Raw genomic sequence first — 14,728 nt, 5'->3', positions numbered from 1 at the left:
AATATGTAGGGATACTTCATTTCACTTACGTCTATTAAGTTGTATTCAAAAGAAAAGGTGGGAAAATGCATGATTGAGGTAAATAAGATTTATCATTCTTTTGAAATAGGTAAAAAAGAGAAGAAAACGGTCATACCTGTTCTGAAGGATGTATCATTCCAAATTAACAAAGGAGAAATTGTATCCATTGTAGGTAAAAGCGGATCTGGAAAATCAACTTTACTAAATATTATTAGCGGATTTATTAAACCTACGGATGGTGAAGTTAAGATTAATAATCAAACTGTGACGGAGCTTTCTGAAGGAGAGTTTGCTTCCTTTAGACTTCAGCATATCGGTTTTATCTTTCAAAACTTTCAATTGATTCCAAGTATGACAGCATTCCAAAATGTTGAATTGCCGTTAACTTTTAAAGGGATGAATGAAAAGGAACGTAAACAAAAAACGTTAGAGACACTTGAGCGTGTTGGACTAGCAGAGTTCAAGGACCATTACCCAAGCGAATTATCAGGCGGACAACAACAACGGGTCAGTATTGCTCGTGCACTTGTAGTGAATCCACCTCTTATTCTTGCTGATGAACCAACGGGTAGCCTAGATAGTGACACCGAGAAAAGCTTACTCGCTTTCATTAAACAATTAAATGAAGAATTAGGGATTACTTTTCTTATCATTACTCATGATGAAGAGGTTGCCGAGTTCGGTCATCGCACAATAGAAATTGTTGACGGTCATGTATTGGAGGAAGTAGGGAAATGACATTTAAAGATCAGTTTAAGTTCGTTAGACAAAATTTAAAGAAAAATAAATCTAGGTTATTTATGACAGTACTTGCTACTGCGATTGGTGTTGCATTCTTAATTGTACTTGCCTCTGTCGGCTTCGGACTTCATAAATCGATTATTTCTGATATGATGCAAAACCAATTGGTTACCCAAGTGGAGATATACGGGAAAGAAGATTCACAAGGACTAACAAATGAAGATATTACTTATTTTGAAGAAATGGACGGAGTGGAAGCCGTTACCCGCAGGAATGAATTGGCGCAGATGCCTTTCTTCCAACTAGATGACTATACATCTAATACGAATGCCATCGTCACACACTTTCCATCAGAGATTAAAGCAGACTTCAAGCTCGCCTCTGGGCGCTTACCTGAGGGAGAGAATGAAGTTGTTGTCGGTTATCACTTTACTGACAGCTTAATTAAAAACGGTGCTAACCCTGAGAAATTGTACGATGATGAAGGAAATATCAACGAGGACTATGTCTATACTGATGACTTGCTAAATAAAGAAATGGACATGGAAGTCATTAAATTAACAGATGGGAAAGAAACGAAGAAAACCATTTCTGTTAAAATTGTAGGAATCGCTGAAAAGCCTGCTCGCGATTGGGCATATGAAGCACATGTCTTTATTTCCGAAGAAATCTTACAAGAAGTTGAACAATTCACTGGCGTTATGCGCGGTGCCACTGAAATGTACGAAGGCGGCGAACTTGACGCCAAACAATCGGAAGACGTCTATGATTATGTAAAAGTATACGCAAATAACGTTCAAGAAGTAGAAGGAATTAACAAGACTCTTGAAGATAAAGGCTATATGATTTATTCGATTGCCAATGAAATGAAACAAATGAATGTCATCTTCCTTATTATGAAAATCGGCCTTATCTTTATTGGTACGATTGCATTGATTATTGCATCTATTGGTATATACAATACGATGACAATGGCTGTAACGGAAAGGGCACCGGATATCGGAATTATGAAAGCGATTGGTGCACATCCACGTACAATTAAAAATATCTTTTTATTAGAAAGTACTTATATCGGCTTATTAGGCGCCATCTTTGGGACGATTGTTGCTTATGGTGTCAGCTTCCTAGTCAATTTATCTGTACCATTTATTATTCAAACAGCATTTGATGAGGCAGCTCCAGAAGGACTATTATTGTCATATATCCCTTGGTCACTGACCCTTATTAGTGTCGGTATTTGTTTACTCGTTACCGTATTCTCAGGTCTCCGCCCTGCAAAGAGAGCAACAAAAGTGGATGTTCTTAAGGCGATGAGAAGAGAATTATAATCAAAATCAGTACCATAACAGGCCACCCTAAAGCCAGTTTTGAGCATTTCTTCATTTGCACAACTGGCTTTTTCTTTTTTTATCATTTCACTTAAACCAATTCGCCCCTTCATCCATGTGAAGAAAAGGAATATCCGTGTCCACTTTACCAGTCATTCTCTCGATTGATAACTCTTTTCCTAATAGCCAAGAAGCAAAGTCAATCTCATAAGGTTGTTGATTTCCTCCCAATGCCATCCATACTTTTAGGCTACGCGGAAAATATACAGATGTATGAATAGTCCCCGCCCAGCTTCCATACAAATCAGAAAATACACCTTTACCTATACCATTCATCAATTGAAAAGCTTGCTCTGGACTACTCATTGCTGCGCGATTTTCTTCCATAACAGCTAAACGACGCTTTGAATCTGCTAATTGATGACGGTTTTCTGATAAGAGTTTCTCAAAATGGTTTGTACAGGATAGAGTTTCACGCACTGTCACTTCTCTTGGGGTGGTTTCCACTGCCGCACTTCTTCCCTTCTTATCATGAACAACATAAGTAAAGGAATGACGATGAGGAATTTCTTTTAACATCGCAACTGCTTCTTCAACATCTTGACATGACTCTAAAATAAGTCTGCCAATCATACAACAAATAAAACCATCACCTGGTCTTCTTCTATTCATAAAGTTATAGCCCATTGCTAAACCACACTCATTCATACCATCCATTCGCCCTGTTACTCGTTGCGATGGACCAATCATACTATAGCCCATTCCATCAGTCGGTTGGAATAGTGTATATCGCCCTTCATATGTTTTGGGATGATAATCATAATTGCGGATTAAATAATCCTCACCTATATATATAGAACAGCCTGATTTATGATGATTCACGCGATAGCCACCGTATTCTTGTAATACCCGCTCTATTGGCCATTCTAATGCCTCTTGTAAACCCATTAGTTCATCCCAAACACCTGGAGCAAAGTGTGTAATCATCGACTTTGCTTCTTCTACATTGATAGTAAAGCGTGGCTTCCTTACCTTCCACTGGTCTTCTCTATTTTTCACGGACAATGAGTCCTTTAATAACTCCCCTTGCAAGAAACCATAATCATAATGATTGCCTCTAAATTGAATAATATCACTATAGATTTTCTTCATATGTATCCTCCTCACAGTTGCTCTCAACATAAGCATACTGGAAGTCCTTCGGAAAATAAAGACAACTCGCCAGTGCAAATTAAAAAGCAGGAAACCATTAACTTTTCAACTAATATTCTACTTGTTGTGTTCATAATCATTAATGTAAACTCCTTCCATTTCATTCTTTTGCCAATACAAAAAAAAACGAACAAAGCTATTGAAATAGCATTTGCCCGTTTTAATGCAAGAACTTCTTTATATCGTTTTATTAATATTTCTCCCAGACTGCCTCTCATAATTGCGTATAATCATGCTATTTCCCTTCGTCATGGCGAATCTTTCATAGTACGGAACTAAATCATCATCACAAGATAAGTCAATCATATAAATATCGCTCAGTTCCTGTAGCATCATCTTTACAAGTGTTTCTCCAATACCTTGCTGTTGATAGTCTGGTCGTACTTCTAGCAGCGGAATGTATGCCGAGATCACACCATCACTGATAGCTGTAATAAAGCCTACGACTCTATCGTTCGTTTCATCAATGGCCACAATCGCTTTATAGCTATTGTGCATTAGGTATAGATGCGTTTTCGGTTGCGGATAATTCCCCCATCCCACAAAAAAACCTGATAGCATGTCTATCGTTATATCTTGTAGATTACTCGTATATATCATTCTTTAACCCCTTTTCTCGTTAGATTAGGCTGAAAAGAAGATATATATTGATTCATATAATAACAAACAACTTGCCCCTTTCTTACTCTCTCAACTAACTATTCTACAGTAACCCTGGTTATCCTGCCTTCAGTATTAGTTTGAAGTAAACCATTTGTATAACTGTTGCGATTCAATAGTTAGGTAAACATTCGTATCTTTTCTAAAATCGATTACACCAGCCTGAGAAGTATTGACACGATCCGCTGTTAATTTCCAAACTTTTGGTCCAGCGTAATATTCATGATCTGTCACGACTTTATACCATGTATTGCCACCCTCTTGTGATTCTGTTATTGTAAAATTACCGACCTTTTTCTCGAAGTCCCCATTACCTTCTCCCATTTTCACTTCAATGACCTTATTACCTTGGTCATTTTTATAAAAATTCACTTCTTTATTTGCTGTTGTTCTGATATCCCCTGAAGGTGTTGCCTTAAAAGCGATTGAACCAGTATAATACGGAGGTCCTTCCTCTTCATCTACTTGAGTAGCGACAACTTTCAGTTTTAAATTTCCTGTTTTCCCTTGGAAGTTAATATCATTATCACCATGTGGCCACCTTGCGAAAATACGAAATTGCTCGTTATCCACTGTCGGTTTAAATGTTGAAGTATGATCGATTTCCTTCCACTCCCCATTCACTTTTCTTTCTAATGACAAAACAATTGGCGAATTGCCATTGGCAGGGAATAATTTACCCGATGGAATTAAATCTACTTGATACTCAACGGGCACCTTCGTATCATTTTTTTGAATTTCAAAAGCATAAACTTTGACAGGATCCATCCCTGGGTAAAAATTCTCACCTAAGGAGAATTGTCCATCCCCAATTGTCTCACCGCTTTCATTCACTGCGTTCACATTAAATTTTGCAGCTTGAACTGTGTTTCCTGTACTCGTAAAGCTTTTAGAAAAATAAGCAACTGTCCCAAAAATAGCTGTAGCAATTAATAATAATGCCAATGAACTTAACGATAACTTTGTTTTCAACTCTTCTCCCCCTCAAATTCATTTATGATTTTTTTGTTCCTTTTAAATAGCTTGTCTGAAAAAATAATGGCAAGAACAATGAAAAACATCAAACTTAAACCAATTGGACTGATCAAGAATTCAGCAATAGAGCCTACTTTCGGCAACACCCATTCTACTTTACCTGTTAGATGTTCAGACCGTATCTTCGTCTCATCCTCAGTATTATTTGCATCGCCTTTCGTCTTAAAAAATGAGCCAGATTCATCCTTAGCTACTTCAGTTACTCTGTGAGTGACAAAGTCTGCCCCATTTCGGTATGTAATCACATCATTTTCGTTGATTTGATTAAACGTAGATTGTTTAACCACAACAACATCACCTGGTGAGATACTCGGCTCCATGCTTCCTGTTAATACAATAAGAAGACTTCTCCCAAATAGAGATGGTGGCTTTTCTTGATTTTGGTCACTAGTGATTAGCGTGTATAAAGAAAGAACACCTAATAAAATGAGAAGGACAAATAAACTATTACCAATGACCGAAATGACCTTTCGAATACTTCCTCCTCCCTTCTCGTTTCAATTGTTCTTCAATTAAGAATAAATATAGTAATATTAGGAAAATATGACAAGAGAGTAAATACCTAAATATTCAGAAATTTAAGTATAAAAATCAAAACCTGTAACAAACCACTACTTTTTACCTAATGATTTATTATTCCTATCTTATCATTCGTTTACGTAACAATTTGCTATAAAAGTAGAAAAAAGCCCCTGTCTTCAAATGATATAGAGGGCTTTTTGGACTATTACTATTTATTCATTTATAATTCTGTTCTAATCATCCATAACTCAGGGAAGAACTGTTGATCAATGACTTTCTTTAGATAACCGACGCCAGATGAGCCACCTGTACCTTTCTTGAAGCCTATTATTCTCTCTACTGTTTTCATATGCCTAAATCTCCATTGTTGAAACGAATCCTCAATATCTACTAGTTTCTCTGCTAATTCATAGAGCTCCCAATACTTCTCGTTATTTAAATACACCGATTTCCATGCTTCTTTAACCGATTCATTATATTCATAAGTATCTTCTACATCTCTACAAAGTATCGTCTCATCAATTGTTAATCCATTACGCTGTAAACAATGGATACTGACATCATAGAGACTTTTTGCTGCATATGATTTCAACAACTCTTCTTTCAAGTCAGCATCTTTTTGATAGATTTTTAGCACATGCGGTGTTTTATACCCTAGTGCGAATTCTATCATACGATATTGATAAGATTGAAAGCCTGAAGCTTGGCCGAGGAAAGGTCGAAACTCGATATACTCAGATGGTGTGAGAGTAGATAGAACGTCCCAAGCCTGTATAATTTGAGATTGTGTTTTCGTTACCCTAGATAAGCATTTTTGTGCTGTCGACAAGTCATCAGCTTCAATGGCTGCAATACTTGATTGAATTTCATGTAAGATAAGTTTCATCCATAATTCAGATACTTGATGAATAATAATAAACAACATCTCATCATGGTGACCAGACAACCTTTTTTGCGCGCCCAGTACTTGATCTAGTTGCAAGTATTCACCATATGTCATATTCTCATCGAATGCGGTATGTATCCCATTTTCATTCTCAAACGGGGGCTGCCCCTGTTTATTTGTCATCATGCACCCCCTCCTTCTAATTTTCTTATTACTGCTCTTACTGGACTGCCATCCCCGCCTTCAATTCTTAGTGGAAGAGCAATCAGTTCATAGTCTCCCTGTACAATATCATGAACAACGATATTTTCTAGTATATGAATATTATGTTGATGGAGCTTATGGTGAATAGGTAATGCTTTACTATCCAATTCATCCACTGACGGAAAATCAACACCAATCAGTTCCACCCCACATTTTTTTAAATATAACGGGACATCTTCACTGATGACAGGGACCCTTGTTGGAAAATGCTTTGGCTTAGGCTCACTACTCGTTTTGATTAATAGTCGCTTTACATTCTGTAATGGGAATTGGTCTAATAAGGCGGTTGTGATTCTTTCTTCACCTGATAAATCAATCAGTTTAGCTCTACCAATATACAAATTAATATCTAATTCATTTGTCTTTTTACCATCTTCTATAAAATGAAACGGTGCATCTACATGGGTACCGATATGTATACTTGTAGACAGTTGACCAATATTAACCGAACCAGTCTCTTCTCTCGTTGCAGATAAGTTAAAAGAAAAAGCTTCATCTCCTGGCCAATGTGCCATCCCATTGTGCAGTGGCTGAGAAATATCTATCCAATGTCCCATCAGGCAATCACTCCTCGTATATTTTCGAACTTTTTATATGTTTCCTCTTCCATGATTTTCTTCAATATGTTTATTGCACGCCATACATCTTCAAACGAATTATATAAGGACACAGGTGCTAAACGGATTCCATCTGGCATGCGAAAATCAGGAATAACACCTTCCTCCTTTAAAGCTTTGCAAATTCTCGCAGCCTCTTTATGCCCAAGTAAAATATGTGCCCCTCTACTCTCATCCGTGCGGTTGTATAGTTGAAAGGCAAAAGGTTTTAATTCATAGTGAATTAAGTCCATCATATAATCTGTTAATTGCAAAGACTTTTGCCTAATAGCATTAATCCCAACTTCATCAAACATAGAAAGCGCTCCCAATAATGGTGCCATACTTAAAATTTGTGGCGTGCCCATTTGATATGCACTTGCGTCATCTGCTACAGTCATCTCATGTTCCATGTCAAATTGCTTCTGTTTATGAGAACCAAACCAGCCAGCTAAGCCAGGAGCTGTTCCATGATGACATTCATTGATATATAAACCACCTACAGCACCAGGTCCACCATTTAGATGTTTATAATTGCACCAAAAGGCAAAGTCAACATTCCATTCTGTTAATGAATGGGGAATGGCTCCAATGGAATGACATAAATCAAAGCCAATTAGTATGTCTCTTTTATGAGCTTCTTCGACTAACCTTTTCATTTGGAGAATTTGTCCACTTCGATACAATACACTAGGTAAAATAATGAGTGCAATTTCTTCATTCATCGCTGCAATAATATCTTCTTCGCGAATAAATTGACCATCTCTACTTTGAATACTAATAAATTGTTCCTCTGAATAGCCTCTCATACGAAGATGACTTTTGATCGCATAAATATCAGACGGAAAGTTTAGCTCATCCGCGATAATTTTATTTTTACCTTCTTTTGGTTGGAAAAAGGTAGCTAATATTTGATGCAAATTAACTGTCGTAGAATTAGATGCGATAACTTCTGCTTTCTTAGCTCCTACGAGCTTGGCCAAGCTTTCCCCAATTGTTTCGGCCATATAATACCACGGAGCCCCTCCCTCGGTCCAACCATCAATTGCGTATTCCTTCCATGATTGAATTACTTCATTTAGTGATTTTTCAGCTCTTTTAGATAATAACCCTAAAGAGTTTCCATCTAGATATATTAAATCGTCTCTCAGGTAAAATTCCTTACGATATTTTGCCAGTTGATCTTGTTGGTCTTTCTCCATTGCAAACGCAAGTGAGTATCTGTTCAAGCAAACACAACCTTTCTGAAAATTATCTATATCGCGAAAATTATAGCTAACTTCTTTCATCTTTGCAATGAATAACCGTTTAAATCATTTATGTCAAAAAACGCACAATCTAATTTTGCTTACAAATTGTTAACCTATTTTGATATAATAAGTAGTAATACACTATTAGGGGGAACTATAGATAATGAAGAAAATTTTTGCAGCTATACTTACTGCAGCACTTGTCTTTTCACCAGTAGGAACAACAATCTTCCAAGACCAGGTTTCAACTGTTGAGGCGAAATCTTATAAATCAGGTAAAAAAGGTGTAAACTTTAATAAAAGCACGACAAACAATAATAACCAATCGAACGTTCAAAATAATCAGCAACAAAAAAACAACACAGCAACAAATCAACAACAAAAGAATAATGGTGGTTTCTTTTCTGGCGGATTAATGAAAGGACTTATGTTAGGTGGACTAGCGGGATTATTATTTGGTGGCCTGTTTGGAAATATGGGTATGTTAGGTAGTATTCTTGGTTTACTTGTCAATGTTTTAGCTATCGTCTTTGTCATTATGATTATTCGTAAAATCTTTACGATGATTAAAGATAAAAAGAAAAAACAGGAACCAAATCCATGGAACAATTAATTATTCCTGAACAAGATATTGTCAATGCATTATGTGTGTACATTTCTCGTAAAAAACAAGTGAAGCTAGAAGAAGTCGAAATTGAGCTCATGTATGATGACGATTATGGTTTCTCTGCCGAATCTCATGTTGGCGGCCGCAAGCAAGTCTTGATTACAGCGAATATGATCGAAGCATTAAGATTATGGTTAGATGAATTTCTTAATCGCGATCCATATGCAGGTATAAACCTCGTACTCGACGATGAACAAGGAATTATCGCTGTTGTACAATAAACAAGTTTTGTAAAAAGAGCATCCGTAAAGGATGCTCTTTTATTATTGGTATATAAGTTAAATCACCTTTGTTTGTTTAGTGATTACTTCTTTTTCTTTTGCTGGTTTTTTTGACCAGTACGTAGCTAAAATAGGACCCGATATATTATGCCAAACAGCGCCTAAAGCACTTGGAATAGCGGCAACTGGACCAAAGTGAGCAGTTGCTAACGAAACACCTAACCCTGAGTTTTGCATGCCCACCTCAATAGCAATCGCTCTTCTCGTACCTTCATCCATTTTGAAAAGCACGCCAGCCATGTATCCTAATAGTAAACCTGCTGCATTATGGAGCATCACCGCAATAAAGACAGAAAGCCCAGAAGAAGCAATTTTCTCAGCATTCCCTCCTACAACAGCGGTAACGATAATAATGATTGCTGTAACAGAAATAAGTGGAACAACGTTTATACTTTTTTCTACGATAACCGGGAATATTCTCTTCACTACTAAACCAAGTATAATAGGAACGATAATTACTTGAACAATTGATACAAACATACTCCACGCATCAACGGGCATCCATTGACCTGCTAGAGCTAAAAGTATGAGCGGTGTAGCTATTGGTGCAATCAAAGTGGATAACGATGTCATTGTTATCGATAAGGGTACATTTCCTTTTGCTAAATACACCATGACATTAGATGCTGTACCACCCGGGACTGACCCTAATAATACTAATCCCGCTGCTAATTCTGCCGGTAATTGCATAAGGTAGGCAATAGCGAAAGCTGTCAAAGGCATTATTGTAAATTGTGCTACAAAGCCCAGTAAAACTGGGAGTGGGTGAGAAAATACTAATTTAAAGTCTACCGGTTTTAATGTTAAACCCATACCGAACATGACTACGCCAAGTAACAAGGTGATATATCCACCGAAGACTACGAATAACGGTGGATAGAGATAAGCCACAACTGCAGCAATAATAACAAGAAAAGCAAAATACTTTCCTGCGAGATTACTAACGGTTTCCAGAATCTTCAATTAACTCTCCCCCTCCGAATTAAAAGGAATAACCTTATTTGGGTTTAAGATGTGATTTGGATCTAAGACATTCTTAATGTTCCTCATCACTTCTAATGCCTTCCCATGCTCTTGTTCTTGATATTTCATCTTTCCTACCCCAACACCATGTTCGCCAGTACAAGTGCCACCCTTTTCTAAAGCATACAAGACAAGTTGTTCATTGAAATGTTTAGCTTTGTTTACTTCTTCTTCATTATTCAAATCAATCATCACAAGCGAATGGAAGTTTCCGTCTCCTACATGTCCCGTCAGGCCACCAATTAAATTAATCTCATCTAGGCATTTTCTTGCATAAGTAACGGCACCCGCTAATTCTGAGATCGGTACACATACGTCTGTTACCATCATTTTCTTTCCTGGATAACCGTGTACATAAGCGTAGGCTAAATTATGTCTTGCATCCCATAATAGGTTACGAGCAGCCGTATCTGTTTCAAATGTTATATCTTGACAATGGAAATCAGCTACAATTTCTCTCATGAATTCTACATCTTGTTGAAGCCCTGCTTCATTACCATGAAATTCTAAAAATAGCGTTGGCTTAATCTCGTAATTAGTCTCACTAAAAAGATTCACTTGATTAATTGAAGCTTCATCTACCAATTCAACTCTGCCAATCGGAATGCCAGCTTGTAGGATACCAACTACAGCACCAACTGCATCATCAATTGTAGGAAAGGTTGCTCTACCAGCCATTTGGAATTCTGGAATACCGTACACTTTTAACGTCAACTCAGTAAAGCAGCCTAAAGTCCCTTCTGACCCGACAAATAGTCCATTTAAATGATAGCCAGAAGAAGATTTGGCGGCTAAACTACCGGTATGTATGATCTCCCCATTAGCTAAAACCACTTCTAAATCTAGTACTTGATCTCTCATTACACCATATTTAACTGAAGTGGTTCCACTTGCATTGGTTGCTGCCATCCCGCCTAATGTAGCATCAGCACCTGGGTCAACAGGGAAAAACAAACCGTATTTTTTTAACTCTTTATTTAGTTGCGAACGTGTCACACCAGGTTGAACTTTTACTAAAAAGTCTTCTTCCTTAACTTCTAAAATTCTATTCATTTCAGTAAAATTCATCGTTATTCCCTTTTTGTAAGGAATGACATGTCCCTCTAAACTCGACCCAACCCCGAAAGGAATAATGGGCGTTTGGAATTCTCCCGCCTTTTGTATAATTTGACTTACTTCACTAGCATTTTTGGGATAAACAACAATATCAGGATGACTACCTTTATGATAGGATTCATCTTTACTATGTAAGTCAAGAATGGTTTCATTAATAGATACTTGTTCATCTGTTAAAAAACTCAATAAAGCGCTTACTAATTCTTGATTATTCGTTTGACTGCCCTCTGTTGTTTTCATTGTTTAGTCTCTCTCCTTACAAATCAAAATTGTACAGACCAATTATTGAATTTTGAGAAAATTGGTCTAACATGTTCTCATTGTACAAGAAAATTCAAAAAAATCAATAATTAAAAATTTAAAATTGCTGCATTTTCCCTTTTTTTGTATGATGATATGAAAGGGAGTGGAAATCATGTCGCAAAAGAAAAAAATACATATGATTATTACAGAACAATTAGAAGGATATATTATCAATCAACAACTATCATCAGGAGATCGCCTCCCCCCTGAAAGAGTACTTGCAACTCTCTTTTCCTCTAGCAGAACATCAATTAGAGAAGCATTGAAAATTTTAGAAATGAAAGGTGTCTTAGAGATTCGGCAAGGTAGTGGAACATACATTAGATCAGTTGATTGTTTAACTTCTGAAGCACCTATCCTTTCTGCTAATCCAAAGACAAATATATATGAAATGTTAGATTTACGAAAAGTTTTAGAAGTGGAGTGTGCTGGTTTGGCATCATCTAGAGCGACATCAACAGATATAGCCAATATCCGCCATTCGCTTTTAGCGATGGAAACGGCATCCACGCCCGAAGACGGCATCCACGCGGATTTTCAATTTCACTTACATATCGTTTATGCGTCACACCATTCTATATTTATCAAACTCATGACTAACCTTACTGAACATATGAAAAATACTATAAAAGTAACGAGGTCAAACCGGTTTGCAGAAGACAATAAACGGGAAAAATCTACTATGGAAGAGCACCGTGATATTTATTTAGCAATTGCATCAGGAAATGGGAATGAAGCGCGGCAATTAATGAGTAACCATATTAATAGGGTAAGAAAAGAATTAAGCGAATCAATGCTTTTCAATGAACAAGCAGAATCCTACTTATAAATAATAAAGTCGGCTAAAATAAACCTACTTGATGTTTGGAGGAATAATAATGAAAACTATTTATGACTTTGAAGTAAAAAAAACAAATGGTCATACAGAACAGTTAAAAGATTTTGCAGGAAAAGTAATCCTAATCGTTAATACTGCCAGTAAGTGCGGCCTTACTCCTCAGTTTGAAGGATTGCAAGAGCTATATGAAAAATATAAAGATAAAGGCTTTGTCATCCTTGGTTTTCCATGTGCTCAATTTAACAACCAGGAATTCGCTAATATCGATGAAACAACAGAGTTTTGTCAAGTGAATTATGGTGTCTCCTTTCCAATGTTTGCAAAGATAGATGTAAACGGTGATAACACAGAACCACTGTTTTCTTATTTAAAAGAAGAGAAGAAAGGTGTACTTTCAAAGAATATTAAATGGAATTTCACCAAGTTTCTTATTGACCGGAATGGGGAAGTATACGACAGATACGCACCAACAACCGAACCGGAAAAATTAACGAGTGACATTGAAAAATTGCTCTAAAATTAACATAAGGAATCCCCTATTAAATATAGGAGTTTCCTTATGTTCTATTTTCTATGATCAAAAAAAGGCCCCCATTCGGAACCTTTTATTATATCAGTTTATTTTTTCTTTTTAGATAATCTACCGAGTAAGAATGCACCAGCAGCAACGCCAAGAATAGTATTTGTCTTTTTATTAAATACTTGTTTTGCAACGAGATTGATGTTTTGTGGTCTTTCTGCGAGACGTCGCATGTAATAACCGTACCAGTCATCACCAAACGGAATATATGTGGTAAAATTGTAGCCTTCTTTCGCAAGCTCTAATTGCATTTCTTTTCTGAATCCATATAACATCTGGAATTCAAATTGATCATTTGGAATATCGTGTTCCTTTACAAATTTCTTCACATGATTAATTACATGATGATCATGTGTTGCAATTGACGTGAATTTTCCATGTAACAAATGATATTCTATAAGTTTAATATAGTTGCTATCAATCTCTTCCTTCGCAGTATACGCAACTTCAGCTGGTTCTTTATATGCACCTTTTACAATACGCAAACGATAATTTTTATATTTTTCTATATCTTCTATTGCTCTATAAAAATAGGCCTGGATAACAGTCCCTATATTATCATAACTTTTTGATAATTCATCCAATAAATCAAATGAAGGTTGTAAACGGCCATGATCCTCCATATCAAAATTGATAAAGATGCCATATTCATGAGCCTTACTTACTATTTCTTTTAAGTTCTCCAAACAAAAGGAGTAATCAATGTCTAAACCTAATTGAGATGGTTTTAACGAAATATGAGCATCGACTTCATGCTCATGAATCGCTTCAACAACTGCTAAGATTTGTTCTTTTGCTGCAGTCGCATCCTCTTTTTGATTAACAAATTCCCCTAGATTATCGACTGTACATGCGATACCATGGGCATTTAATTCTTTAATCTTAACAATCGCTTCTTCAATATTTGTACCCGCAACGACACTTTGAGCACCCAGTTTTAAACCATATTTTTTTGCTGCACTATTTAAAAATTGATTTTGAGATAAGCCTATAAATAGATCTTTCAGCATAGCGATTACTCCTTGTCTATTAATTTTTACATGGTCATTATATCATAAATTAGCAATAAAAATTATTTTGCGAATAATTATTTTTTTCCTATATTTAAGAAGAAACAATGATTTCTTTCTTTAAAATAACTGTACCACTAAAAGAAAGGAAACAAACCAAAAAATTATATTTAAAAAATAAATAAAGGCGGAAAAGAAGATAAAAATATGTCCATTTCTAATAGTTGTATTTATGTATGATAATTGCGTGGGACGAAATCTAGGGAAGCGCATTGACGAAAATCATAACAAACAACCGAATGAAGAAAAATGATCAATTCCATAAAAAAAACGAACAAACACTATTCCCTAGTATTTGTTCGGATTCTCATTTCGCATATTCCCTTGTTCCTCAG

The 14,728-nt window shown here is 36.3% G+C and carries 16 protein-coding genes; 6 read left to right on the top strand and 10 right to left on the bottom strand.

Annotation, left to right across the window (positions count from 1 at the left end; all coding sequences use genetic code 11):
• Window positions 1-69 precede the first annotated feature (69 nt).
• Both MKX78_RS06870 and MKX78_RS06865 read left to right on the top strand, forming a co-directional pair.
• The gene (locus MKX78_RS06870; protein ID WP_095370041.1) at window positions 70-759 is read left to right on the top strand and encodes an ABC transporter ATP-binding protein; all 690 of its coding nucleotides are present in this window, start codon (window positions 70-72) and stop codon (window positions 757-759) included.
• The gene (locus MKX78_RS06865) at window positions 756-2,090 is read left to right on the top strand and encodes an ABC transporter permease (RefSeq protein ID WP_307318028.1); all 1,335 of its coding nucleotides are present in this window, start codon (window positions 756-758) and stop codon (window positions 2,088-2,090) included. Before MKX78_RS06870 ends, MKX78_RS06865 begins: the two co-directional genes overlap by 4 nt.
• An 87-nt stretch (window positions 2,091-2,177) precedes the next feature.
• Here the strand turns inward: MKX78_RS06865 and MKX78_RS06860 are convergent, their stop codons facing one another.
• The 7 genes from MKX78_RS06860 to kynU form a co-directional block, all read right to left on the bottom strand.
• Entirely contained in the window at window positions 2,178-3,242 is a 1,065-nt protein-coding gene (locus MKX78_RS06860; protein ID WP_307318029.1) for a C45 family autoproteolytic acyltransferase/hydolase, read from the bottom strand.
• Between the two features lie 237 nt (window positions 3,243-3,479).
• A complete protein-coding gene (locus tag MKX78_RS06855; RefSeq protein WP_095370044.1) occupies window positions 3,480-3,902 on the bottom strand; it encodes a GNAT family N-acetyltransferase in 423 nt (140 codons plus the stop codon).
• A 135-nt stretch (window positions 3,903-4,037) separates the two neighbouring features.
• Window positions 4,038-4,934, bottom strand: coding sequence for a hypothetical protein (locus MKX78_RS06850; protein WP_180316991.1), 897 nt, complete (start codon window positions 4,932-4,934; stop codon window positions 4,038-4,040).
• Window positions 4,931-5,452 (bottom strand): signal peptidase I, encoded by a 522-nt coding sequence (locus tag MKX78_RS06845; RefSeq protein ID WP_322910077.1) that lies wholly within the window; start codon window positions 5,450-5,452, stop codon window positions 4,931-4,933. Before MKX78_RS06845 ends, MKX78_RS06850 begins: the two co-directional genes overlap by 4 nt.
• A 287-nt stretch (window positions 5,453-5,739) precedes the next feature.
• Window positions 5,740-6,588: a tryptophan 2,3-dioxygenase gene (gene kynA, locus MKX78_RS06840; RefSeq protein ID WP_180316992.1), complete on the bottom strand. Its 849-nt coding sequence runs from the start codon at window positions 6,586-6,588 to the stop codon at window positions 5,740-5,742.
• Window positions 6,588-7,226 carry an arylformamidase gene (gene kynB, locus MKX78_RS06835; protein WP_095370048.1) on the bottom strand — a complete coding sequence of 213 codons (639 nt, stop codon included), beginning with the start codon at window positions 7,224-7,226 and terminating at the stop codon, window positions 6,588-6,590. Before kynB ends, kynA begins: the two co-directional genes overlap by 1 nt.
• On the bottom strand, window positions 7,226-8,467 hold the full coding sequence (kynU, locus tag MKX78_RS06830; protein ID WP_307318066.1) for a kynureninase: 1,242 nt from the start codon (window positions 8,465-8,467) through the stop codon (window positions 7,226-7,228). Before kynU ends, kynB begins: the two co-directional genes overlap by 1 nt.
• Window positions 8,468-8,678: 211 nt before the next feature.
• On the opposite strand from kynU, the gene MKX78_RS06825 reads away from it, so the two are divergent.
• Entirely contained in the window at window positions 8,679-9,128 is a 450-nt protein-coding gene (locus MKX78_RS06825) for a hypothetical protein (protein ID WP_095370049.1), read from the top strand.
• On the top strand, window positions 9,116-9,403 hold the full coding sequence (locus MKX78_RS06820) for a YxcD family protein (RefSeq protein WP_224935623.1): 288 nt from the start codon (window positions 9,116-9,118) through the stop codon (window positions 9,401-9,403). Before MKX78_RS06825 ends, MKX78_RS06820 begins: the two co-directional genes overlap by 13 nt.
• Window positions 9,404-9,460: 57 nt before the next feature.
• On the opposite strand, the gene MKX78_RS06815 is transcribed toward MKX78_RS06820, so the two are convergent.
• Window positions 9,461-10,426, bottom strand: coding sequence for a bile acid:sodium symporter family protein (locus MKX78_RS06815; RefSeq protein ID WP_307318035.1), 966 nt, complete (start codon window positions 10,424-10,426; stop codon window positions 9,461-9,463).
• The gene (locus tag MKX78_RS06810) at window positions 10,427-11,842 is read right to left on the bottom strand and encodes an FAD-binding oxidoreductase (protein ID WP_095370052.1); all 1,416 of its coding nucleotides are present in this window, start codon (window positions 11,840-11,842) and stop codon (window positions 10,427-10,429) included.
• Window positions 11,843-12,017: 175 nt separating this feature from the next.
• On the opposite strand from MKX78_RS06810, the gene MKX78_RS06805 reads away from it, so the two are divergent.
• Both MKX78_RS06805 and MKX78_RS06800 read left to right on the top strand, forming a co-directional pair.
• Entirely contained in the window at window positions 12,018-12,734 is a 717-nt protein-coding gene (locus tag MKX78_RS06805) for a FadR/GntR family transcriptional regulator (protein ID WP_233435279.1), read from the top strand.
• 49 nt (window positions 12,735-12,783) lie between these two features.
• Entirely contained in the window at window positions 12,784-13,260 is a 477-nt protein-coding gene (locus tag MKX78_RS06800; RefSeq protein ID WP_307318038.1) for a glutathione peroxidase, read from the top strand.
• A gap of 101 nt (window positions 13,261-13,361) precedes the next feature.
• Here MKX78_RS06800 and MKX78_RS06795 read toward each other — a convergent pair whose 3' ends face one another.
• Complete coding sequence (locus tag MKX78_RS06795) at window positions 13,362-14,333, bottom strand: proline dehydrogenase family protein (RefSeq protein WP_095370054.1); 972 nt, start codon at window positions 14,331-14,333, stop codon at window positions 13,362-13,364.
• Window positions 14,334-14,728 lie beyond the last annotated feature (395 nt).

Origin of the sequence: Cytobacillus sp. FSL R5-0569 (genome assembly GCF_038007265.1) — a bacterium.
GTDB classification, from domain to species: Bacteria; Bacillota; Bacilli; order Bacillales; family Cytobacillaceae; genus Cytobacillus; species Cytobacillus kochii.
Note: the sequence above shows the minus strand (reverse complement) of the source record. Positions and strands in the feature narration are given on the sequence as shown.